Source organism: Streptomyces xinghaiensis S187 (genome assembly GCF_000220705.2).
In the GTDB taxonomy this organism is placed as follows: domain Bacteria; phylum Actinomycetota; class Actinomycetes; order Streptomycetales; family Streptomycetaceae; genus Streptomyces; species Streptomyces xinghaiensis.
The window spans coordinates 4,192,131-4,214,917 of the sequence record NZ_CP023202.1 but is presented as its reverse complement, the minus strand read 5'-3'; the positions used below and the strand labels follow the sequence as shown (position 1 = coordinate 4,214,917).

The 22,787-nt window shown below is 72.6% G+C and carries 20 protein-coding genes and 1 tRNA gene; 7 read left to right on the top strand and 14 right to left on the bottom strand.

Annotated features, from left to right (window positions below; genetic code table 11):
• Positions 1–34: 34 nt before the first annotated feature.
• From SXIN_RS18125 to galU, 9 genes are all read right to left on the bottom strand, one after another.
• On the bottom strand, positions 35–955 hold the full coding sequence (locus SXIN_RS18125; RefSeq protein WP_019711802.1) for a carbohydrate ABC transporter permease: 921 nt from the start codon (positions 953–955) through the stop codon (positions 35–37).
• A 38-nt stretch (positions 956–993) separates the two neighbouring features.
• The gene (locus SXIN_RS18120; protein WP_019711803.1) at positions 994–2,301 is read right to left on the bottom strand and encodes an ABC transporter substrate-binding protein; all 1,308 of its coding nucleotides are present in this window, start codon (positions 2,299–2,301) and stop codon (positions 994–996) included.
• A gap of 280 nt (positions 2,302–2,581) precedes the next feature.
• Positions 2,582–2,655: transfer RNA gene (locus SXIN_RS18115), tRNA-Ala, on the bottom strand.
• 117 nt (positions 2,656–2,772) lie between these two features.
• Positions 2,773–3,915, bottom strand: a complete 1,143-nt coding sequence (sepX, locus tag SXIN_RS18110; protein ID WP_095757226.1) for a divisome protein SepX/GlpR — start codon at positions 3,913–3,915, stop codon at positions 2,773–2,775.
• Between the two features lie 151 nt (positions 3,916–4,066).
• Complete coding sequence (locus SXIN_RS18105; RefSeq protein WP_019711804.1) at positions 4,067–4,690, bottom strand: GNAT family N-acetyltransferase; 624 nt, start codon at positions 4,688–4,690, stop codon at positions 4,067–4,069.
• The gene (locus SXIN_RS18100) at positions 4,687–5,235 is read right to left on the bottom strand and encodes a MogA/MoaB family molybdenum cofactor biosynthesis protein (protein WP_019711805.1); all 549 of its coding nucleotides are present in this window, start codon (positions 5,233–5,235) and stop codon (positions 4,687–4,689) included. The genes SXIN_RS18105 and SXIN_RS18100 overlap by 4 nt, the downstream gene beginning before the upstream one ends.
• Positions 5,232–5,732 (bottom strand): cyclic pyranopterin monophosphate synthase MoaC, encoded by a 501-nt coding sequence (gene moaC, locus SXIN_RS18095; protein ID WP_019711806.1) that lies wholly within the window; start codon positions 5,730–5,732, stop codon positions 5,232–5,234. The genes SXIN_RS18100 and moaC overlap by 4 nt, the downstream gene beginning before the upstream one ends.
• Before the next feature lie 54 nt (positions 5,733–5,786).
• Complete coding sequence (locus tag SXIN_RS18090) at positions 5,787–7,391, bottom strand: molybdopterin molybdotransferase MoeA (protein WP_272951814.1); 1,605 nt, start codon at positions 7,389–7,391, stop codon at positions 5,787–5,789.
• Between the two features lie 4 nt (positions 7,392–7,395).
• Positions 7,396–8,298, bottom strand: coding sequence for a UTP--glucose-1-phosphate uridylyltransferase GalU (gene galU / locus SXIN_RS18085; RefSeq protein ID WP_039824437.1), 903 nt, complete (start codon positions 8,296–8,298; stop codon positions 7,396–7,398).
• An 82-nt stretch (positions 8,299–8,380) separates the two neighbouring features.
• Between galU and SXIN_RS18080 the strand changes: the two genes are divergently transcribed.
• On the top strand, positions 8,381–8,986 hold the full coding sequence (locus tag SXIN_RS18080) for a 5-formyltetrahydrofolate cyclo-ligase (protein WP_095757225.1): 606 nt from the start codon (positions 8,381–8,383) through the stop codon (positions 8,984–8,986).
• Positions 8,987–9,129: 143 nt separating this feature from the next.
• On the opposite strand, the gene SXIN_RS18075 is transcribed toward SXIN_RS18080, so the two are convergent.
• The gene (locus SXIN_RS18075; protein ID WP_019711810.1) at positions 9,130–11,943 is read right to left on the bottom strand and encodes a penicillin acylase family protein; all 2,814 of its coding nucleotides are present in this window, start codon (positions 11,941–11,943) and stop codon (positions 9,130–9,132) included.
• Positions 11,944–12,125: 182 nt separating this feature from the next.
• Between SXIN_RS18075 and SXIN_RS18070 the strand changes: the two genes are divergently transcribed.
• From SXIN_RS18070 to mscL, 6 genes are all read left to right on the top strand, one after another.
• Entirely contained in the window at positions 12,126–13,637 is a 1,512-nt protein-coding gene (locus SXIN_RS18070; RefSeq protein ID WP_420341090.1) for a potassium/proton antiporter, read from the top strand.
• 425 nt (positions 13,638–14,062) lie between these two features.
• Complete coding sequence (locus SXIN_RS18065) at positions 14,063–15,484, top strand: MFS transporter (protein ID WP_019711812.1); 1,422 nt, start codon at positions 14,063–14,065, stop codon at positions 15,482–15,484.
• 66 nt (positions 15,485–15,550) lie between these two features.
• Positions 15,551–15,901 carry an FmdB family zinc ribbon protein gene (locus SXIN_RS18060; protein WP_019711813.1) on the top strand — a complete coding sequence of 117 codons (351 nt, stop codon included), beginning with the start codon at positions 15,551–15,553 and terminating at the stop codon, positions 15,899–15,901.
• A 148-nt stretch (positions 15,902–16,049) separates the two neighbouring features.
• Complete coding sequence (locus tag SXIN_RS18055) at positions 16,050–16,919, top strand: S-methyl-5'-thioadenosine phosphorylase (RefSeq protein ID WP_019711814.1); 870 nt, start codon at positions 16,050–16,052, stop codon at positions 16,917–16,919.
• A gap of 791 nt (positions 16,920–17,710) precedes the next feature.
• Positions 17,711–17,890: a hypothetical protein gene (locus SXIN_RS18050; RefSeq protein ID WP_019711815.1), complete on the top strand. Its 180-nt coding sequence runs from the start codon at positions 17,711–17,713 to the stop codon at positions 17,888–17,890.
• Positions 17,891–17,986: 96 nt separating this feature from the next.
• Entirely contained in the window at positions 17,987–18,472 is a 486-nt protein-coding gene (gene mscL, locus SXIN_RS18045) for a large conductance mechanosensitive channel protein MscL (RefSeq protein WP_019711816.1), read from the top strand.
• Between the two features lie 62 nt (positions 18,473–18,534).
• Here mscL and SXIN_RS18040 read toward each other — a convergent pair whose 3' ends face one another.
• The 4 genes from SXIN_RS18040 to SXIN_RS18025 form a co-directional block, all read right to left on the bottom strand.
• Positions 18,535–18,717: a hypothetical protein gene (locus SXIN_RS18040; protein ID WP_019711817.1), complete on the bottom strand. Its 183-nt coding sequence runs from the start codon at positions 18,715–18,717 to the stop codon at positions 18,535–18,537.
• A gap of 111 nt (positions 18,718–18,828) precedes the next feature.
• Entirely contained in the window at positions 18,829–20,922 is a 2,094-nt protein-coding gene (locus tag SXIN_RS18035; RefSeq protein WP_039824443.1) for a PTS fructose transporter subunit IIABC, read from the bottom strand.
• A 57-nt stretch (positions 20,923–20,979) separates the two neighbouring features.
• A complete protein-coding gene (gene pfkB, locus SXIN_RS18030; protein ID WP_019711819.1) occupies positions 20,980–21,930 on the bottom strand; it encodes a 1-phosphofructokinase in 951 nt (316 codons plus the stop codon).
• 47 nt (positions 21,931–21,977) lie between these two features.
• Complete coding sequence (locus SXIN_RS18025; protein ID WP_019711820.1) at positions 21,978–22,739, bottom strand: DeoR/GlpR family DNA-binding transcription regulator; 762 nt, start codon at positions 22,737–22,739, stop codon at positions 21,978–21,980.
• Positions 22,740–22,787 lie beyond the last annotated feature (48 nt).

Below are 22,787 nucleotides of genomic sequence, written 5' to 3'. Positions count from 1 at the left end.
ACGAGCACCGGGTAACGGCGGATGGCTGTGGCGGTCACCGGTCCTCGTCCTCCGCCCGGGTCTGGAGGCGCAGCCCGATCAGGGCGAGCGCCAGGATGAGAGCGGTGAGCACGGTGGACACCGCCGAGCCGTAACCCACCTGCGTCTTCTCGAAGAAGTTCTGGAAGGAGAAGTAGGAGGGGACGTTGGTGGCACCGCCCGGGCCGCCCTTGGTCAGGACGTAGACGGCGCCGAAGACCTTCAGCGCGGCGATGGTGCACCACACCAGGACGACGTAGATCTCCGGCCGGATCTGCGGCAGGGTGATGTGCCAGAACCGGCGCCACCAGCCCGCGCCGTCCAGTTCGGCCGCCTCGTACAGCCCGGGGTCGACGCGTTGCAGCCCCGCCATGAAGACGACCAGCGGGAAGCCGATCTGCACCCAGACCATCACCGCCATCACGCCGTAGAGCGCGAGATCGGGGTCGCCCAGCCAGTCCTGCTGGAGGGAGCCCAGGCCCACGGCCTTCAGCAGCTCGTTGAGGGAACCGTTCTCGGGGGCGAGGATCCAGGACCAGACGATGCCGGCGACGGCGATCGGCAGCACCTGCGGAAGGTAGAAGCAGGCCCGCAGGACGGCCGCCCAGCGGGAGCCGAAGTGTTTGCCGATGTAGTCGAAGAGCGCGGCCGCCAGGACCAGGCCGAGGAAGGTCGGGAGCACGGCCATCGCGACGACCATGGCGACGCTGTGCCGGAAGGACTCCCAGAAGGCGGCGTCACCGGCGAGCCGGCGGTAGTTGTCCAGGCCGGTCCAGTCGGGCGTGCCCACGCCCCGCCAGTCGGTGAAGCTGATGCCGGTGTTCATGGCGAACGGGAGGATGACGACGGCGAGGAAGGCGAGCGTGCCGGGGAGCAGGAAGGCGGCGTAGGAGTCGCGGCGGGCGGGGTGGTGGCCGCCGCGGACCCGCCGGAGCACTCCGCTCCGGCGGGCCGCGGGACGCTTCGCGACGGTGCTCACTGCTTGGGAGCGCCCGCGTCGTACGCCTTCTGCAGGGCGTCCAGGTACTGGTCGGTGGTGGCGCTGCCGGTGATCAGCTTCTGGGTCTCGGAGACGAGGACGTCGTAGAAGCCCGGGACGGGCCAGTCCGGGTAGAAGGCCAGGCCGTCGTTCCCGGACAGCGTGTTGAAGTTCTCGATGAGGGTCTTCGACTGCGGGTCGGTGATGGCGGAGGGGTCGGCGGCGACGGGGACGCCGCCCTTGTTGCCGAGCAGGTTCTGGATCTTCTTCGTCATCGTGATGTCGATGAAGTCGTACGCGAGTTCCTTGTTCTTCGCGCCCTTGGGGACCACCCAGAGGTTGCCGCCGGAGCCCAGGGTGAGGTCCGAGCCGGGCCACAGGAAGGTGCCCCAGTCGAAGGTGTCGATCTCGCTCTGGAAACGGCCGAACCACCAGCTGCCGGAGAAGAGGATGGGGTACTTGCCGGAGATGAAGGCGACACCCGCGTCCTCGGCCTTGGTCCCGCTGGAGTTCTTGGCGATGTAGCCCTTCTCGACCCAGTCGGCGAAGGTCTCGGCGGCGTGGGTCCAGGCCTCGTCGTGGAAGTCGGTCCTGCCCTGGTAGAGCTCGTAGGCGTCCACCCAGGAGCGGTCGGCCTCGGAGAGGGCGAGCTGGTAGACGTACTGGTGGGCTATGTACTCGGCGCCGGCGTTGTCGAGCGGGGTGATGCCCTTGGCCTTGAACGCGGCGAGCGCGTCGGTGAGTTCACCGAAGGTGCTGGGGACGTCGACCTCGTGCTTCTCGAAGAGGTCCTTGTTGTAGTACGCCATCGTGTACTCGGCGTAGTTGGGGACCCCGTACCACTTGCCGGAGCCCATCACGCCGTCCGCGTCGTACCGGCTGGTGGTCTCGACGCTGTCGCTGAGCTTCTTGTCCCAGCCGCGCGCGGACGCCTCGGAGCTGAGGTCGGTCAGCAGCCCCTGCCGCGAGAGCAGACCGGCCGTGGCGTTGCCCTTGTTGTACTCCATGAGGTCCGGGGCGTCGTCGGAGTTGAGGATCATCGGGGCGGTCTTCTGGATCTGTTCGAAGCCCTTCTCCTCGAACTCGACCTTCACCCCCGGGTGGGTCTTCTCGAATTCCCGGACGGCTTCGGCCCAGGCCTGGCCCATGGCGCTGTCCGGGCCCTCGTAGTGCCAGAGCCTCAGCGTCTTTCCGTCGCCCGCGGTCGTGCCGTCCGAGCCGCCGCAGCCGCTCAGGGCCAGGGTCAGGGCTCCCGCGAGGGCGGCTGCCAGCAGGCCCGCCCCGCGCTTCCGTGCCTTCAACATCCGCTTCCTCCGGGAGAGTGGATCAGAGCAGGAACGGGTGGTGTGGGGAGTCCACCTCTGTCGAAGCGATTCGAAGAATTCATCGAAGCGCTTCGACGCAGGGAACGTAAGTCCAGGCCAGGGGTATGTCAATGCTCCTGACAAAACAGGCCGCCACCCGACTGCCGGGGCCGGCAAACTCACGATGAGCCGCCGCGGCCGCGCCCCTCTGCTGTCCCTTACTGCCGTACAGCACGAAGAAACCCCTGCCGGATCTCTCCGGCAGGGGTTCTGACCGCTGTGGACCTGTGGGGATTTGAACCCCAGACCCCCTCGATGCGAACGAGGTGCGCTACCAGACTGCGCCACAGGCCCTTGCGACGTGAGGAACTCTAGCATCCCGGCCGGGCCGCTTGGAAATCCGTTCCCGCGCTGGTCACCGCGTCCGGCGGCATGCCACGGACGGGTCAACGGCCGGAAACCGGCCGGGGGTCACTCGTTGGCGGCGCGCGGCCGGTCCTCGTCCGCGTACTGGTCGAAGAGCGGGGTGCGGTCGCGGGAGCGGCGGCCGCGCTCGCGGCGGCCCTCGCGGGCGGCGGGGCCGGGCCCCGGCTCCGGGTGGGGCCGGGGATCGGCGGACGGCTCGCCGGCCGGCTGTCCGGCCGCGCTGGAGCGGGCCGAGCTCCAGGCGTCCGGGGCATCGAGGTCCACGCCGCCGGTGGCGCGGGGGGCGACCGGGGCGGTCACGTAGGTGGGCAGCGGTACCGGGACCGGCTCCCAGCTCTCACCCTCGGTCCGGCCGCGCTCGCGCTGCTGGTCGACCCACTCGGCGTGGTCGGTCTGCTCGACGAGGGCGCGTCGGCCCGCCGTGTGCGGGGACGCGGGAGCGGGCTCGGGGCCCGCCGCCGGACCGGGGTCCTCGCCGGCTGCCGCGTCGTCGGCGGCCGCCGCGGGCCGTGCCGGCTGCCGGGCGCCGCGGGCGCCGCGTTCGCGCAGCCGCTGGGCTGCGGCCTCGGCGCGCCGCCGGTCCATGGTGAAGGCGAAGCGGCGGCGCTCCTGCGCCCGCAGGTGGACGATGTACGAGCTGAGCAGCACGGCCGGGACGGCGGGGGCCCACAGGAAGGCGAGCCCGCCGACCGCGGCGACGACCGCGCCCAGCGCGAAGGCCAGGAACAGCACCATGGTGGTCCGGCGGCGGCGGGCGAGAACCTTGGAGCGGCGGGCCCGTTCGGCGACGGAGACGGCGCGGCGGCCGTCCTGCCCGGCGGACGCCTCGTCCGCCGCGGGCGGCGGGGGCTCGTCGCCGGCGCGCAGCGGCTCGGGGACGGGCATGGCCGCGGACAGGGCGAAGGCCCGGACGTCGACCGTGTCGGTCGGCGCTTCCGGGTCGGCGGTGCGCGGTTCCGGTTCGGCGGGAACGACGTGGTCGTCCGCTTCGCCGGAGTGGCGCTCCTCCAGGTCCTTGGCGTAACGGCGCTCCATACCGGCCCGTCCGGACAGCAGCCGGATGGCGGTGGAGAAGCGTTCCGTGGGACGAGCCTCGTTGAGTTCGTCCTGCCTACGGAGCCACATCGGCACCAGGTAGGCGGCCCAGGCCCCGACAATGACTGCGTAGATGAGGCCGCTGCTGCTCACGCCTCACACGGTAGAGGGGTTTTCACAAGGCCATCCGCCAATTGCCACGGTGTGTCGCACGATCTGGCTGATAACTCGAACTTTTTTTCCGATTGCCAGGACGGGCTGACGGGGAATGTGCTTTATTGCCGCTTAATATCGAACATATTTTTTATTTGTGGGCTGTCCCGGGCCGGACCCGGTGCCAGCGGGCCAGCAGTCCTCCGGGGACGTCCTCCGTGGTGAGGGCGTAGACCAGGTGGTCGCGCCAGTCGCCGTCGATGTGGAGATAGCGCGGGCGCAGCCCTTCCTCGCGGAATCCGAGCTTTTCGACGACACGGCGGCTCGGCCCGTTCTCGGGCCGGATGCACACCTCGACGCGGTGCAGACCCACCGTACGGAAGCAATGGTCCACGGCGAGCGCGACAGCCGTCGGGGTGACCCCGCGCCCGGCGACCTCCTGGTCCACCCAGTAGCCGACATGGCCGGAGCACATGGAGCCCCAGGCCATTCCCGCGACCGTCAGCTGCCCGGCCAGCCGGCCCCGGTACTCGATGACGAAGGGCAGCATCCGGCCCGCGTTCGCCTCGGAGCGCAGATGCCGCACCATCTGACGGTAGGTCGGTCGCTGCGCCGACGGGCCGCCCGCGACCGGCGGGGGGATGGTCGCCTCCCAGGGCCGGAGCCAGTCGCGGTTGCGGCGGTTGACCTCGCGCCAGTCCCGCTGGTCACGCATGCGGATCGGGCGCAGGGTGACGTCGCCGTCGGTCAGGACCGCCGGCCAGAGGGGAGTCATCGGTGTGCCCGGGGGGTCTTGCCGCCGTCCGGGGCCGTCCCGGTGCCGCCGCCGTCCGCCGCGGGCCGGGGGTGGTCGCCGCCGCGGAGCTGGTCGACGGCGTGTACGAGCAGCCGGCCGAGAACGGCGAGGCCGTCCCGGACCCCGCCGGTGGAGCCGGGGAGGTTGACGATCAGCGTACCGCCGGCGGTTCCGGCCAGTCCGCGGGAGAGCACGGCGGTCGGCACCTTCGCCAGGCCCTCGGCACGGAGGGCCTCCGGGATGCCGGGGATCTCGCGGTCGAGCACCCGGCGGGTCATCTCCGGCGTGCGGTCGGTCGGCGAGATACCGGTGCCGCCGGTGGTGAGCACCACGTCGTATCCGGCGGCGACGGCCTCCCGCAGGACCGTTTCAACCGGCTCGCCGTCGGGGACGACCCGGGGACCGTCGGTGGCGAAGCCCATCGCGGTCAGCCCCTCGACCAGCAGCGGGCCGCCCTTGTCGGCGTACACACCCGCGGAGGCGCGGTTCGACACGGTGACGGCCAGGGCCCGGTAGCCGCTCATGCGGTGCCCTCCCCGGAGGGGCGCGACCAGTCGCCGGACTTGCCGCCGGTCTTCTCCTCGACCCGTACGTCCGTGATGACCGCCGCCTTGTCGACGGCCTTCACCATGTCCACCACCGTCAGAGCGGCGACGGTGACGGCGGTCAGCGCCTCCATCTCGACTCCGGTGCGGTCCGTGGTCTTCACCGTGGCCAGGATCTCCACGGCGTCGTCGGCGACGGAGAGTTCGACCTTCACCCCGGAGACGGCCAGCGGGTGGCAGAGCGGGATGAGGTCGGGGGTGCGCTTGGCTCCCATGATGCCCGCGATGCGCGCGGTGGCGAGGGCGTCGCCCTTGGGGACACCCTCACCGCGCAGCAGTTCGACGACGCGCGGGGAGACGAGCACACGGCCGCTCGCTCGGGCGGCGCGCGCCGTGACGTCCTTCGCGGAGACGTCGACCATACGGGCGGCGCCCCGGGCGTCGAGGTGGGTGAGGTGCTGCTGGGCGCTGCTCATCGTTCTCCCGGTCCGGTGCTTCCAGGGCAGCAACCGTACCGGGGCTTTCCCGGTTCAGCGCAGCAGGATGGCCTCCACCTCACTGCCGGGCGGGACCGCGGTGGTGTCCTCCGGGACGACGATCAGGGCGTCGGCGTCGGCGAGCGCCTTGACCAGATGGGAGCCGGGGCCGCCGACCGGGGTGACCACGCCGTCCGCGTAGCGGCCGCGGAGGAACTGCCGCTTGCCCTCGGGCGAGGAGGTGATGCCCTCGGGGCAGATCGCGCGGACGGTCTCGCGCCCGTCCGGTGCGATCCCCATGAGCGCGCGGATCGCGGGGCGGACGAAGAGCTCGAAGGAGACGTACGCGCTGACGGGGTTGCCGGGGAGGGCCAGCAGCGGGGTGCGGTCGGGTCCGATGCGGCCGAAGCCCTGCGGCTTGCCGGGCTGCATGGCGAGTCTGCGGAAGTCGACGCGGCCGGGGCCCGGCGACGCCGCCGCGGCCGGGCCGGATTCCGCCTTCTCGGCAGGCTCCGCACCCGGCTCAGCGGTCGGCTCCGCGTTCGGCTCCGCGGTCGTTTCCGTGTCCGGTCCGGCGTCCGTCTCCGCCCGCTGCTCCGCGGGGGCGGTGACCTCGCCGGAGAAGGCCTCCTTCACGACGTCGTAGGCGCCGACGCTGACGCCGCCACTGGTGACGACGAGGTCGGCGCGGAGGAGTTGGTCCTCGACGGCGGTGCGCAGGGAGGCCGCGTCGTCGGCGACGGCGGTGACCCGGTAGGCGATGGCTCCGGCGTCGCGGGCCGCGGCGGTCAGCGCGAAGCTGTTGGAGTCGTGGATCCGGCCGGGCCCCAACTGCGTTCCGGGCGACACGAGTTCGCTGCCCGTGGACATGACGACCACCCGCGGGCGGGGGCGGACCCGGACGGTGGCGCGGCCGATCGCGGCGAGCAGCCCGATCTGCGGCGGGCCGAGGACCGTGCCGGCGGACAGCACCGGGGCGCCGGCGGAGACGTCACCGCCCCGGGGCCGGATGTGCTGCCCGGCCTCCGCGGGGCGGTGTACGCGGACTTCGCCGCCGGCGCCCTCGGGCGCCGCGCTGTGGGCCCTCATGGCGGTGGCGGGGCCGCCGCCGGCGCCGCCGTCGGTCCACTCGACCGGCACCACCGTGTCGGCGCCGGGCGGCAGGGGGGCGCCCGTCATGATGCGGGCCGTCTCCCCGGGCCTGATGGTGGGCAGCCTGCCGCTGCCCGCCGCGATGTCGCCGATGACGGTGAGCACCGCCGGGGATTCCTCGGTCGCGTCGGCGACGTCGGCGGTGCGGACGGCGTATCCGTCCATGGAGCTGTTGTCGAACGGCGGCAGGGCGACGGCGGCGGTGACGTCCTCCACGAGGACACAGCCCTGGGCGTCGAGGATCTGGAGCTCCAGCGGTTCGAGCGGCTGGACGTGCCTGAGGATGTCGGCCAGATGCTCGTCGACGCTCCAGAGGCGCGGTGCGGCTCCGGTTCCGCTCCCGTGGTCCGGGTGCGGGGACGGGACGCCGGCCGGGACGCCGCCCTCCGGGCCGGCGGCCGTACCGGCGGTGCCGTCCGCGCCGGCGGTGCTCTCGGCGTCCTCGGCCTCCCCGGCGCCTCCGGTGGGCGCGGCCCCGCGCTCTGCGGCCTGTTCAGCGGTGCTCAAGGTGCTACATCTCCTCCGCGACGTACCTCCGAAGCCAGTCCCGGAAGTCCGGTCCCAGATCCTCACGTTCGCATGCCAGTCTGACAATGGAGCGGAGGTAGTCGGCGCGGTCGCCGGTGTCGTAGCGGCGGCCCTTGAAGAGGACGCCGTGCACCGGGCCGCCCAGGTCCGGGTTCTGGGCCAGGGTCTGGAGGGCGTCGGTGAGCTGGATCTCGCCGCCGCGGCCGGGCTCCGTCTTCCGCAGCACGTCGAAGACGGCGGCGTCGAGGACGTAGCGGCCGATGATCGCGTAGTTGCTGGGCGCCTCTTCGCGGCTGGGCTTCTCGACGAGGCCGGTGACCCGGTGGATGTCGTCGTCGCCGGTGGGTTCGATCACGGCGCAGCCGTAGAGGTGGACCTGGTCGGGGTCGACCTCCAGGAGGGCGACGACGCTGCCGCCGTACCGTTCCTGTGCCTCGATCATGCGGGTCAGCAGCGGATCGCGGGGGTCGATGAGGTCGTCACCGAGCAGGACCGCGAAGGGCTGCTGCCCGACGTGGGGGGCCGCGCACAGCACGGCGTGGCCGAGGCCCCGGGGGTCGCCCTGGCGGACGTAGTGCATGGTCGCGAGGTCGCTGGACTCCTGCACCCGGGAGAGGCGGTCGCCGTCGCCCTTGTGCCGGAGCATCTCCTCCAGCTCGTAGTTGCGGTCGAAGTGGTCCTCCAGCGGGCGCTTGTTGCGGCCGGTGACCATGAGGACGTCGGAGAGACCGGCGGTGACGGCCTCCTCGACCACATACTGGATCGCGGGCTTGTCGACGACCGGCAGCATCTCCTTGGGAGTGGCCTTGGTGGCCGGGAGGAAGCGGGTCCCGAGTCCTGCTGCGGGAATGACAGCCTTGCTGATCCGGGTACGCGATTCAGTCATGCGGAGAACCATAACCGGTACGTATGAGCGGAACGTGATGATCCGGTAAGTGTGGCCGCATACGAGAGGATTCCCGGCTCAGATGTCCACCCCGAAGTCTCGCAAGGCGGAGTTGCGGCACGGTCTCGGCCGGATGAGGTCCCGGTTGACGGAAGATGACGTGTCGGTGGCGGGGGGCGCGTTCGCACGTCAGGCCCTGGCCCTTCCCGAACTCGCCTCCGCCCGCACCGTCGGCGCCTATGTGTCGGTGGGCCGGGAGCCCGCGACGGGTCCGCTGCTGGACGCGCTGCGCGCCCGGGGGGTGCGGGTGCTGCTGCCCGTCCTCCGCGACGACGACGATCTCGACTGGGCGCCGTACGAGGGTCCGGAGCGGCTGGTGGCGGCCGGGCGGGCGGGCCGGATGGTGCTGCGGGAGCCGGCCGGCGAGCCGCTGGGCCTGCGGGCGGTGCTGGAGGCCGACGCACTGCTGCTGCCGGGGCTCGCGGTGGACGGGCGGGGGCTGCGGCTGGGGCGCGGCGGCGGTTCGTACGACCGGGTGCTGGAGCGGCTGGCGGAGGCCGGGGCGGACCCGGCGCTGATCGTTCTGGTGTACGAGGACGAGGTGCTGGACGACGTGCCCGCCGAGGCCCACGACCGGCCCGTCCAGGCGGCCGTCACGCCCTCGGGGGTGCGCCGCTTCGGGGCATGAACCGTGCCGGGTGCGCCGCGCCGGAGGACGACGGCGCCGGGACCCCCGCACGCCGCCGGCCCCGGCGCACCGCGCGAAACACGGTGCACCGGGGCCGGTGGCGGAGGACGTGGGGCCGGCGGGAGCCGGAGACCCGCGGCGGCTCAGGGGATGAGCGCGAGGGTGTCCTCGGTCGCCTTCTCGACGCCCTTCTTGCTGAACACCCAGGGCAGCAGTTCACCCGTGGCCCACTTGGACGTCTGGTCGCTGTAGTGCGTGTTGTACGCGTGCCCCGACGCCCCGGAGAGGTTGATCCACTTGGACTTGTCGAGGTCCGCGAGGTTGACGATCATCCGCATCGACGGCACCCAGACGACGCCGTAGCCGCCGGCCGCGTTCCAGCCGGTCGCGTTGACCGCGGCCTCACCGCCTCCGAGGTTCCACGGGCCGCGGTTGAGCGCCCAGCGGAGCACGGCGGGGCCCTTGATGCCCAGCGTCTGGTTGCGCAGCGTCAGCTGGTGGAGGCGGCCCCAGCTCCAGCTGTCGATGTCCTTGCCGAGCTTGGCGGTCAGCTCCCAGCGGGCGTCCTCCATGGCCTGCTTCAGCAGCTTGTCGCGGTCGCCGGCACCGGAGTCGGGGCGGGTGCTCGTCTTCCACCAGGCGTTGTCCTCGTCCTCCAGGATCGAGCGGACCACCTCGAACCAGCGGTCGCCGCCGTCCGGCTGGGCCGCGTCCCGCGCCCGCTCGCCGCACTCGCGGACCAGGGAGTCGCCGTCCAGGTCCTCCAGCGGGCCGGAGTCGTCGGCCGGCGGCACGCGCAGGCATTCGCCGGTGACCCGCAGCTCCTTGGGCAGCTTGTTGCCGAAGGCGAGCTTGAGGGTGTAGCGCCAGACACCGTTGAAGTAGGCGGCGGCCGCGGAGTCGGAGTCCTGGGTGTAGTCCCAGCCCTCCAGCAGCTTCTGCGCCTCGCGGATGTACGGGTCCTCGATGTCGATCTTGAGCAGGTAGGGCGTCAGCAGCTTGGCGATCTCGCTGCTGTCGTCCATCTGCATGGTCTGCATGTCCTTGGTCGAGATCTTGCCGCCGTCCTTGATCTTCGACTGGATCAGATTGTCGAGGCGCTGGCTGCGCGCGCCGTACCCCCAGTCCTCGGTGAGGAGGTAGGGGTACTTCTCCGGGTCGATGACGGCCTGGTTGGCGGTGACGATGTAGCCGCGGCCGGGGTCCTTCTCCCAGGGGAGCGCGGACTGGGGGACGTAGCCGGTCCACCGGTACTCCGGGTCCCAGCCCGGGGCCGGATAGCGGCCGTCGCCCTTGCCGCGGACGGGTATGCGGCCCGGCGCCTGGTAACCGATGTGGCCGTCGGTGTCCGCGTAGAGGAGGTTCTGCGCGGGGACGTCGAAGAGCCGGGCGGCCTTGCGGAACTGGTCGAAGTCGGCGGCCTCGTTGAGGGCGAAGACGGCGTCCATGGAGCGGCCCGGGGTGAGGGCGGTCCAGCGGAGGGAGACGGCGTAGCCGCTGGCGCGGTCGGGCGAGCCGGTGGTGACGGGCGCGGTTCTGCCGACGTCGTCCATCTCGTCGCTGCGGTCGGAGACGATCGGGCCGTTGCCGGTGCTGCGGACGGTGATCCGGCGGTCGGCGCCGCCCGCGACCTTGATGGTCTCCCTGCGGGTGGTGAACGGCTTCTGCTTGCCGTCGTAGAGGTAGCCGTCCGCGGTGATCTTCTCCAGGTACAGGTCGGTGACGTCGGCGCCGAGGTTGGTGAAGCCCCAGGAGACCTTCTGGTTGTGGCCGATTATCACGCCCGGCATGCCGGAGAAGGTGAAGCCCGCGACGTCGTAACGGCACTTGTCGCTCACGGAGCGGCAGTGCAGGCCCATCTGGTACCAGAGGGACGGCATCTGCGGTGCCAGGTGCGGGTCGTTGGCGAGGAGGGGCTTGCCGGTGGTGGTGTGCTTGCCGGAGACCACCCAGGAGTTGGAGCCGATGCCGTCGCCGTTGGGGCCGAGGAGGGCGGGGATCTCCTCCAGGGTCTTGGAGAGGGCGCCGAGCTGGGACTGCAGGCCGGTGCCGGCGCCTGTGCCGGTACCCGTACCGCCGGTGCCCGTGCCCGTGCCGCCGGCGCCCGTCCCCGTACCGCCGGTGCCCGTGCCGGCCCCGGGAACGCCCGTGCCGGTGCCGGTGCCCGCGCCGGTGTCCGCGGCCGCGGCCTCCGGGTCGAATTCGTCCGTCAGTTCGCCGACCGCGCCGTCACGCACGATCGGCTTGTTCCGGTCCGCGGGGTACTCCGGGTACAGCTGGTCTATCTGCTTCTCGGAGAACCGGGTCGTCATCAGGGAGCGGTCGATCTCGTCCTGCATATTGCCGCGCAGGTCCCAGGCCATGGCCTTGAGCCAGGCGACCGAGTCCACCGGGTCCCAGGCCTCGGGCTTGTAGTCGTTGGTGAAGCCGAGCGCCGCGTACTCGACGGAGAGCTCGGCGCCCTCGTGCTCGGCGAGGTAGGCGTTGACGCCGTCCGCGTACGCCCGGAGGTACTTCTTGGTCCGGGCGGAGAGCTTGGTCTCGTACTCCTTCTCCGCGACCTGGCGCCAGCCGAGGGTGCGCAGGAAGGCGTCGGTCTCGACCTGGCTCGCGCCGAACATCTCGGAGAGCCGGCCGGCGGTGAGATGGCGCCGGACGTCCATCTCCCAGAAGCGGTCCTGGGCCTGCACATACCCCTGCGCGCGGAAGAGGTCCTCGTCGCTGCTGGCGTAGATCTGCGGGATGCCGTGGCCGTCCCGTTTCACCTCGACCGGCCCGGACAGGCCCTTGAGGCGGATCGAGCCGGTGGTCTCCGGGAAGGACGCGCGGACGGTGCTCACGCTCCAGAACGCGCCGTAGCCGACACCCGCCACGAGGGCCAGCACGATCGCGATCACGAGAAGCCGCGCGCGGCCCCTCTTCTTCTTGCCGGAAGGGCCGTTTGTGTTGGCGGGCATCGCTGTCCTTCGCGGGGCAGGGTGGTCCTGGGAGTGCTGGAGCAACTGTAGGCGCAGGCACGCGGTCGCCCCTACACGGAGTCAAGTCCGGCGGTACGGCTCACGGCGGCGTCAAGAACCCGTAAAATATTAGGTAAGGCAATGAAGTTCCGGTCGCCCGCACGGGACAAACCGTCCGATACATCACGGAAGGGTCCAGGCCCCTGACTATCCATCAGCTGAATGAACTCATGCTGCTCGGTTCCGTCCTGCTGCTCGTCGCGGTGGCGGCGGTACGGGTCTCCTCGCGGTCCGGGCTTCCCAGCCTGCTCGTCTACCTCGGCATCGGCGTCGCGATCGGCACCGACGGGATCGGGATCGACTTCAGCGATCCCGAACTGACCCAGGTGATCGGCTATGCCGCCCTGGTCGTGATCCTCGCGGAGGGCGGTCTCGGGACCGCGTGGCACGAGATCAGACCGGCGCTGCCGGTGGGCGCCGCGCTCTCCACCATCGGCGTCGCCGCCAGCGTGGGGATCACCGCCGCCGGTGCGCACTACCTCGTCGGCCTGGACTGGCGGCAGTCGCTCATCATCGGCGCGGTGGTGTCCTCCACCGACGCGGCGGCCGTCTTCTCCGTCCTGCGCAGAGTGCCGCTGCCGTCCCGGCTGACCGGCGCGCTGGAGGCGGAGTCCGGCTTCAACGACGCGCCCGTGGTCATCCTGGTCGTCGCCTTCGCCACCACCGGCCCGATCGACGCCTGGTACCTGCTGATCGGGAAGATCCTCCTCGAACTGGCCATCGGCGCGGCCATCGGCCTGGCGGTCGGCTGGCTTGGCGCGCTCGCCCTGCGGCACGTCGCCCTGCCCGCCTCCGGCCTCTACCCGATCGCCGTGATGGCGATCGCCGTCACCGCCTACGCGGCCGGCGCCCTGGCGCACGGCAGCGGCTTCCTCGCCGTCTATCTCGCCTCGCTGGTCCTCGGCAACGCGAGACTGCCGCACGCGCCGGCGACCCGCGGTTTCGCGGACGGGCTCGGGTGGCTGGCCCAGATCGGCATGTTCATCCTGCTCGGCCTGCTGGTCACCCCGCACGAACTGGTGGACGACATCTGGCCCGCGGTGGTCGTCGGGCTGGTGCTGACCCTGGTCGCCCGGCCACTGTCCGTCCTCCTCAGCTGCCTGCCGTTCCGGATGCCGTGGCGGGAACAGGCCCTGCTCTCCTGGGCCGGACTGCGCGGCGCGGTGCCGATCGTCTTCGCCACCATCCCGATGGTGGCCGGGGTACGCGGAAGCGGACGGCTGTTCAACATCGTCTTCCTGCTGGTGATCGTCTACACCCTGCTCCAGGGCCCGACACTCCCCTGGGTCGCCCGGTGGCTGCGGCTCCGGGACCCCGAGGCGGCGGCGGACCTCGGCATCGAGTCGGCCCCGCTGGAGCGGCTGCGCGGGCATCTGCTGTCGACCACGGTCGCCGAGCACTCCCGGATGCACGGCGTGGAGGTCGGCGAGCTGCGGCTGCCGCCGGGGGCGGCGGTCACCCTCGTCGTCCGGGACGGCGAGAGCTTCGTCCCGGACCCGACGACCGTGCTGCGCCGCGGGGACGAGCTCCTGGTCGTCGCCACCGACCCGGTGCGGGACACCGCGGAGAAGCGGCTGCGGGCGGTGGCCCGGGGCGGCAAGCTCGCGGGATGGCTGGGGACGGGTACGGGCTGAGCGGGGCTGGGCGGCCGGGGCGGGCCGCGGTTCGAGGCCGTGCGCGCTCTCCGTGGTCGCGTTGCCGCATCCGTGCCGCCGTGCTCGGGCTGCCGTGCTCGGGCTGCCGTGTCCGGGCTCGCGCGCCCTTGTCCGTACCGGTGGCCGGCCCCTTCCCTCCTGGTCCGCACCGGTGGCGGCCCTTCCCCTCGTACTGACGTCCGGCGCACCCGGCGGCCGCCTTGTACGATGACCGGGCAACCGACACACCACCCTGCCTGACGCAGAGCTGGCGCGACCGTACGGCGGCCTCGGTCCCCTGACATCCCTGTCCTCCTGGGGTGCGGACCCGGTATCTACCCCGGTGCTGCGCGAGAGGACAGCTCTCGGCGCACACGGCGGCCCCCGAGCCGCGGTGCGCTACCAGGCGGCAGAAAGGTACGGCCGTGGCAGCCACGGTCACCAAGAGCTCCGGCGGGCGCCGTCCCGGTTACGGATCGCTGCTGCGCACTCCCGGGGCATGGACGTTCCTGCTCCCCGGCTTCGCGGCGCGGCAGCCGTTCGCGATGCTGACGCTGAGCATCGTGCTGCTGGTGGAACACACGACCGGGTCCTACGGCACGGCGGGCGCGGTAGCGGCGGCCACCGGCGTCTCCATGGCCCTGTTCGCGCCGCAGAGCGGCAGGCTCGCCGACCGCTGGGGCCAGGCCGCGGTGCTCGTCCCGGGCGTGCTGCTCCACACCGCCGCGGTGGCCCTCCTGACGGCTCTCGCGCTGCTGGACGCACCCCTGTGGGCGCTGTTCGCGTCCGCCGTCCCGGCGGGTGCCTCGGTGCCCCAGGTGAGCCCGATGGTGCGGGCCCGGTGGGCCGCGCTGCTCAGCGGTGACACGGGCGGCTCGGGCGCTTCCGATGCTTCGGGCGCCTCGGATACTTCGGATACTTCGGATACCGCGCACGGCGGGCCCGGCGGCGGGCGCGGGGGGCCCTCGCCGCTGCTGGCGACGGCTGCCGCGTTCGAATCCGTGACGGACGAGCTGACCTTCGTCATCGGTCCGGTGCTGGCCACAGCGCTGTGCATCGGTGTCCACCCGGCCGCCGGTCTGGCCGCCGAGGGCACCTTGACGTTCCTGGGCGGCCTGCTCTTCGCGGCGCAGCGGCGTACTCAGCCTTCCGTGCGGCACGCGGCCGGGTTCAGCCGTGGTGCCGCCGGACCGGCGGTCCGTTCGGAGCGGCGTGCGGCCCGTCCCGCCTCCGCCCTGTCGGTGCCGGGTGTCCGGGTGCTGGCGGTGCTGTTCCTCGGGATCGGATCCGTGTTCGGAGGCATGCAGGTCTCGCTCACGGCCTTCACGGAGGAGATCGGCCACCCCGGTCTCAACGGAGCGCTGTACGGCGTCTTCGCGGGAGGCAACATGCTCGCGGGCGCCGTCTCCGGTGCCGTCGCCTGGCGCCGGCCGGCGCACCGGCGGCTCCTGATCGCGTACACGGCGCTGGCGCTCGCGACGTCACCGCTGTGGGCGGTGGACTCGGCCGTCGCCGTGGGGGCGCTCGGGCTGCTGGTCGGGCTGTGCATCGCCCCGGCTCTGGTCACCGGCTACACCCTGGTGGAGTCCATCGTTCCGGCGACCGCGCGGACGGAGGCGTTCACCTGGCTGACCGGAGCGGTGGCCCTGGGGCAGGCCCTGGCGGCCACGGCGTCCGGGCGGCTGGCCGACGGCTTCGGTGCGCAGGCGGGATTCACCGTGCCGCTGGCCGGCACGGGGCTCGCCCTGCTGGTGGCGGTGGCCCTGCGGACCCGGCTCGAACCGGCCCTGCCGGGGCGGGTGGTGGCACGTGGGGTGGATCACCGTCGGGCGGCTCCGGTGGACTGAGACCACGGAATGCTGCAAGATGGAGCGTCGTTAGCACTCAATGAGTGAGAGTGCCAGGAGGAGCAAGTGCCGACCTACCAGTACCAGTGCACCGAATGCGGCGAGGGCCTCGAAGCGGTGCAGAAGTTCACCGACGAGGCGCTCACCGAGTGCCCCGCGTGCGAGGGGCGCCTGCGCAAGGTGTTCTCCGCGGTCGGTGTCGTCTTCAAGGGCTCCGGTTTCTACCGGACCGACAGCCGGGGCGCGTCGTCGTCCAGCAGTACCTCCTCCTCGTCGAAGGCGAAGAGCGACAGCGGCTCGTCGTCCACGGGATCGGGTTCGGGCTCCGGCTCGTCCCCCGGCTCCGGCTCGTCCGGTTCCACGTCGTCCTCCGCGGCGTCGTCGTCCGGCGGTTCCGCCGGCTCGTCGGCCGCCTGAGGCCCGCTCGGCGTCCGTACGGGTCTGCTCCGAGCCCGGCCGGCGCCCGCCCGGCTTCCGCCGCGTTCCGCCCGTGTGCACGCCGGTCACCGCCCCTTCGTGAAGGACGGCGGAACCGGCGCCGCCGCGCGGCCTTAAGGTAACGGGCATGGCCGAGACCAGCAGCACACACGCGGACAGGACCGGACCCCTGGCGGAGATCGGCGTCATCGGCGGGTCGGGTTTCTACTCCCTCCTCGACGACGTGACCGAGATCACCGTCGACACCCCCTACGGAGCCCCCAGCGACTCCCTGTTCCTCGGCGAGATAGCCGGCCGGAGCGTGGCCTTCCTCCCCCGGCACGGGCGCAAGCACCATCTGCCGCCGCACCGCATCAACTACCGGGCGAATCTCTGGGCCCTGCGCTCGGCGGGTGTCCGCCAGGTACTGGCGCCGTGCGCGGTGGGCGGACTGCGCGAAGAGTACGGCCCCGGCACGCTCCTCGTACCGGACCAGCTCGTGGACCGGACGAAGTCCCGGATCCAGACGTACTTCGACGGCGAGGCCCTGCCGGACGGCTCGGTGCCCAACGTCGTCCACGTCACCTTCGCCGACCCCTACTGCCCGGCCGGGCGGAAGGCGGCCCTCGCGGCGGCGCGCGGGCGCGACTGGGAGCCGGTCGACGGCGGAACGCTCGTGGTCGTCGAGGGGCCCCGCTTCTCCACCCGCGCCGAATCGCGCTGGCATGCGGCGCAGGGGTGGTCCGTGGTCGGCATGACCGGCCACCCGGAGACCGTACTCGCCCGTGAACTGGGCCTCTGCTACACGTCGATCGCCCTCGTCACCGACCTGGACGCGGGTGCCGAGACGGGGGAGGGCGTCTCCCACACGGAGGTCATGGCGGTGTTCGCCAAGAACATCGGGCGGCTGCGGCCGCTGATCTTCGACGCCGTCGAGGCCCTGCCGGAGACCGGGGCGCGGGACTGCCTGTGCACGACGGCGCTGAGCGGCCTGGACACGGGGATCACGCTGCCCTGACGGCGCGGGGCTCACGGGCCCCGCGTCCGGGCCTCCGCAGGGGGCTCCGGAGGCTGCGGAGGGCTCTGGGCGGACGACACGCGGCTCTTGCTCCTGCCGGGGCCCGTCCTCGGGCCCCGGCAGGAGCGGTAGCTGTGCCTCAGCGACTGGTGGGGTGCCTGTGGGTGAGCGGGTTGTCCACAACCCGTCGGTTGTCCACAGGCTCCGGCGGCGCGGGAGAAACGGGGGCATCGTGAGGGCGGAAACGCATCCGGCCCTCTTCACCGCAGGTGGTGACCCTCATGTCCGCGAACACCGGTAGCCCCGAACACCTCGTCCTGTCCGGGGCTCTTCCCCTGTCCCAGCGCGCCTCCATTCTCGGGCAGCCCATCACCGGGCAGCCCGTCGCGAGGCAGCCCGTCGCGCCGCCCGGAGGCCCGGACCAGGGGCTGCTGCCCCCGTGGCCGGGGCCGCACCACCGGCCCGGGGCCCGTCGTCCCGGAGATCCGTACCCGGGAAGTCCGTATCCGGAGGACCCGCGCGCGGGAGATCCGTGCCGCGTGGACCCGTACCCCGATGCCCGGCCGGCTGCCCGGCCCCGTCGCCCGGCCGGAGCCTCGCGGGCGGGCGGGGCTGTCGCGACCGACGTGGCCGGTGGCGCTCTCCGGTGCGGCGGTGTCCGGGCGGACGGGGGCGGGGGCGCGGCCGGAAGCGGGCGTGCGGGCAGCCCGGCCCTTTCCGGGCCCGGGCAGGAGCTCGGGGAAGGGCAGGGGCGGGGGTGGAACCCCGCCGGACGGGAGTGGAGCGGCACGGTGCCGGTCGGTCCCCCGCGGCCGGTCCTCCCGCCCCGGCAGGTGCCCCAGTTCGGGCCGCTGCGGCTCGGCGGTGGGCGGTGGTGGACGCGGAGCACCGTTCGGCGCGGCTGGCCGGCCGCCGTGGCGCTGGCGGCGGCGCTCTCGGTGCCCGCCCTCGGCACGCTCACCGAGCGATGAACTCCCGGCTGGACAGCATGTCCCCGCCCCGTCCACGATGGCCGTCGCATCGGCCCGGACCACCTGGTTCCGATTCATCGAAGGGAAAGACCCTCCTTGAGCGAGGACAAGCAGAATGTGTGGGAGGGCTTCAAGGCCTTCCTCATGCGCGGGAACGTCATCGACCTGGCGGTCGCGGTCGTCATCGGCACCGCGTTCACCAACGTGGTCAACTCGGTGGTGAAGGGGCTCATCAATCCCGTGGTGGGAGCCTTCGGCACGAAGGATCTCGACCGGTACCGCTCCTGCCTCGACGGGCCCTGCGAGACCAACCAGGCGGGGGAGATCGTCCGGGGCATCCCGATCATGTGGGGCTCCGTGCTCAGCGCCACGCTGAGCTTCCTGATCACCGCGGCGGTCGTCTACTTCCTCATGGTGCTGCCGATGGCGAAGTTCCTCGCCCGGAAGGCGGCCCGGCAGAAGGTCGCGGAGGAGCGGCAGGCCGAGGCGGAGGCCGTCGAGATCGTGCTGCTGCGGGAGATCCGCGACGAGCTGGTCGCTCAGCGGGGCGGCCCGAGTCCGCGGGTTCCCGGCCCGAAGTAGCGGGCGTCCGCGGGCGCGGCATCAGCTCCGTAACGGCGGAGCGGGTGGGGCCGGCGAGGGTCTCAGATGTGGTGCGGCGGCTTCTCGTCCAGGAACCGGGCGAGGTCGGCGGCGCTGTCTCCGCCCGCCGGCCGCTCGCCCCAGCCGCTGTCGGTGTCGTCGGCGGACGGCTGGGCGAGCGGGTCGTCGAAGACGAGGGAGTCGGCCGGGTCGCGGGGCGCGGGACCGGGTGCGGGGGTGCTCATCCGTCCAGAGTACGGCTCCGCCCTTCCCGCAGGCCCCGCGCGCCCCGTCCTGCCCGTCCTTCCTCCGTCCGGCACGGGCTCCCCGCCGCCCTTCTCACAGCGGTCTTCCGCTCAGCCCGTGGCGGCCTCGACCTGCTGTGCCGTCCCGCCCGGCGCGGTGTGCTCCGGGGCGCCGGACGTCCGGTCCCGTATCTCCTTGAGGAGCACCACCAGCCCGGTCGCGAGGGCCGTACCGGCGGCGATGGCCACCAGGTAGAGCAGGGGTCCGCTGATCAGCGGGACCACGAACACACCGCCGTGCGGCGCCCGCAGGGTGGCGCCGAACGCCATCGAGAGCGCACCGGTGAGCGCGCCGCCCGCCATCACGGAGGGGATCACCCGCAGCGGGTCCGCCGCGGCGAACGGGATGGCGCCCTCCGTGATGAAGGAAGCGCCCAGCACCCAGGCCGCCTTGCCGTTCTCCCGTTCGGCGGTGGTGAAGAGCCTGCTCCGGAGGGCCGTGGCGAGCGCCATCGCCAGCGGCGGGACCATGCCGGCCGCCATCACCGCGGCCATGACCTTGAGGCTCCCGCTGTTGGCGTCGGCGAGCCCGCCGACGGCGAAGGTGTACGCGACCTTGTTGAGCGGTCCGCCGAGGTCGAAGCACATCATCAGGCCGAGGACGGCTCCCAGGATGATGGCGTTGGAGCCGGAGAGGTCGCCGAGCCACCCGGTGAGCCCCCGCTGGAGCGCGGCAACGGGCTCACCGATCACCACGAACATGAGGAAGCCGACAGCCGCGGACCCGAGCAGGGGAATCACCAGCACGGGCATGATCCCGCGCAGGGCCGCGGGGATCCGGGCCCGCTGGATGCCGCGGACCACCGTGCCCGCGAGCAGACCGGCGACCAGACCGCCGAGGAAGCCGGCCTCGACGGTGACCGCGATGGCTCCGCCTACGAAACCGGGGACGAGCCCCGGCCGGTCGGCCATGCCATAGGCGATGTACCCGGCCAGCACCGGCACCAGGAAGCCGAAGGCGGCACTGCCGATCTGGAGGAGCAGGGCGGCCCAGCTCGCCACCTCCGTCCAGACGAAGTGCTCGGTGACCGGCTTCGCCTCAGTGATGTCGTAGCCACCGAGCGCGAAGGAGAGGGCGATGAGGAGTCCGCCGGCGGCGACGAACGGCACCATGTAGCTGACACCGCTCATGAGATAGCGGCGCAGCTGCGAGCCGAACCCCTCCCCCTGGTCCTCGCCGGTGGCGTCGGCGGCTGCCGTACCCGGTCCGGCGGGGGCCGTGGTCTCACCGCGCCGGGCCTTGGCCCGGGCCTCGGCGATGAGTTGGGCGGGGCGGTTGATGGCGGCCTTCACGCCGGTGTCGACGGTCGGCTTCCCCGCGAAGCGGGCCTTCTCCCGGACCTCCACGTCGTGCGCGAAGATCACGGCGTCGGCGGCGGCGATCACCGCCGGGTCCAGTCTGCGGAACCCGGCGGAGCCCTGCGTCTCCGTCACCAGTTCCACCCCGGCTTCTCTGCCTGCCTGTTCGAGCGACTCTGCCGCCATATAGGTGTGCGCGATGCCGGTCGGGCAGGAGGTGACGGCGACGATACGGAAGGGGCGAGCGGCCGGTGCGGCCTCCCTGTCCGTGCGAGTGGCGTCCTTGCCGGCATCCGTGTCCGGGGTGGTGCCCGCCGCCGCGGGACCGGACGGGCCCGGCCCTGCCGCGGCCGGTTCAGTGTCGGACGGTTCCGCGTCGCCAGCGGTGGCGGTGTCCGGGGGCGGCTGGTCACCGCGGATCAGGGCCGCGGCCCCGGCCGGATTCTCCGCCGTGCGGAGCGCACCCGTGAAGGAGTCGTCCATGAGGCGCCGGGCCAGCGTGGAGAGGATCGACAGATGGTCGGCGTCGCCGCCGGCCGGGGCCGCGATGAGGAAGACGAGGTCGGCGGGCCCGTCGGCCGCGCCGAAGTCGACACCGGCCTCGCTGCGCCCGAAGGCCAGGGTGGGCTCGGTGACATGGGCGCTGCGGCAGTGGGGTATGCCGATGCCGCCTTCCAGGCCGGTCGGCATCTGTTCCTCCCGGGCGGCGACGTCGGCGAGAAAACCGTCGAGGTCGGTGACGCGTCCGGCAGCGGCCATTCGCTCGGCGAGGGCCCGGGCGGCCGCGGCCCTGGTGCCGGCGGACAGTTGGAGGTCAACCAGATCTTCGGTGATCAACTCACTCATCTCGCGCTCCATTGCTCACACACCGCCGGGAGGCGGCTCGGGGACGTGGGGGGTGGTTCACGGGTGGCCCGGCTCCGTCAGCGGACGGTCGAGGGGCGGCTCGCCGGTCGTCCTGACCGCGGAGGGGTCCAGGTCGGCGGGGGACGGCATGACACTGCCGGGCAGCCCGACGGCGGCGGCGCCGTGGGCGAGTGCCGCGGCGAGAGCCGCGGGTCCCTCACCGCCCGCGCCGAGGAAGCCGGCCAGGGAGGCGTCACCGGCCCCCACGTTGCTGCGGACGGTGGTGACCCGGGCGCTGCCGTAGCGCGCTCCGGAGCCGTCCACCAGCAGTTGCCCGTCCGCGCCCAGGCTGGCGAGGACGGCGCGGGCGCCCCGGTCTCGCAGTTCCCGTGCCGCCTCCACCGCGTCGCCGACGCTCAGGAGAGGGCGCCCCACCGCCTCGGCCAGTTCCGCGGCATTCGGTTTGACGACATCGGGCCGGGCACCGAGCGCGGCGGTGAGGGCCGGTCCGGAGGTGTCCAGGGCGATCCGGGTGCCCGCCCGGTGCGCGCGGTCGACCAGTTCGGCGTACCACGAGAGCGGGAGCCCACGGGGCAGGCTGCCGCAGCAGGCGATCCACGAGGCGCCGGCGGCGTACTCACGCACCTTTTCCAGCAGTGCTTCCGCCTCTGCGGCGGAGAGTTCCGGACCGGCGGCATTGATCTTGGTGAGGGTGGAGTCGGACTCCACGACGGAGATGTTCGACCGGGTCGGCCCCAGGACCGGCACCCCGGCCACCGGAATGCCCTCGTTCCGCAGCAGGTCCGCGACCACGGCGCCGGCAGGCCCGCCGAGAGGCATGACGGCCACCGTGCGGCCTCCGGCGGCGGCAATGGCGCGGGAGACGTTGACGCCCTTGCCGCCCGGGTCCATCCGGTCGGCGGTGGCGCGCAGCACCGCGCCGCGGACCAGGGTGGGCACCTCATAGGTCCGGTCCAGGCTGGGGTTGGGGGTGATGGTGAGGATCATGCGCGGCCTCCCTGCGCGGGGAGCCGCCGTGGGGTTCATATCGGGGTTCATGCGCGGATCACCTCCGTGCCGCGCCGCTCGATGGCGAGCGCGGTCTCGGGGTCCAGTCCGGTGTCGGTGACGAGCAGGTCCGCGTCGGAGAGGTCCCCGAAGCGGGCGAAGTGTTCCTGGCCGCACTTCCCGGAGTCGGCCAGGAGCACCACGCGCCGGGCAGCCGCGATCGCCGCCCGCTTGACCGCCGCTTCGGCGAGGTCGGGGGTGGTCAGGCCGCCCTCGGGGGAGAACCCGTTGGTGGCGAGGAAAAGCACGTCCGCCGTCAACTCCCCGTAGGCGCGCAGGGCCCAGGCGTCGACCGCGGCGCGCGTGCGGTGCCGCACCCGGCCGCCGACGAGATGGAGGGCGATCCCGGGGTGGTCGGCGAGCCGGGTGGCGACCGGCAGCGCGTGGGTGACGACGGTGAGCGGGGACTCCGCAGGGATGGCCGCGGCGAGGCGGGCGGTGGTCGTCCCGGCGTCGATGATGACGCTGCCCTCGGCTGGCAGTTCGGCGAGGGCGGCGCGCACGATGCGGTCCTTCTCGGCGGCCGCCACGGTGTCGCGCTCGGCGAGGCCCGGCTCGAAGTCGAGCCGTCCCGCCGGGATGGCCCCGCCGTGCACCCGGCGCAGCAGCCCCGCCCGGTCGAGCGCCTTCAGGTCGCGGCGGACGGTCTCCGCGGTGACGTCGAACTCCTCGGCGAGGGAGAGCACGTCGACCCGGCCCCTCTCGCGGGCGAGCCGCAGGATCTCCTGCTGACGCTCCGGTGCGTACATGGTGGTTGACGTCCGTTCGCTGCCCGATCGTGTGGTTTCACCGGCAGG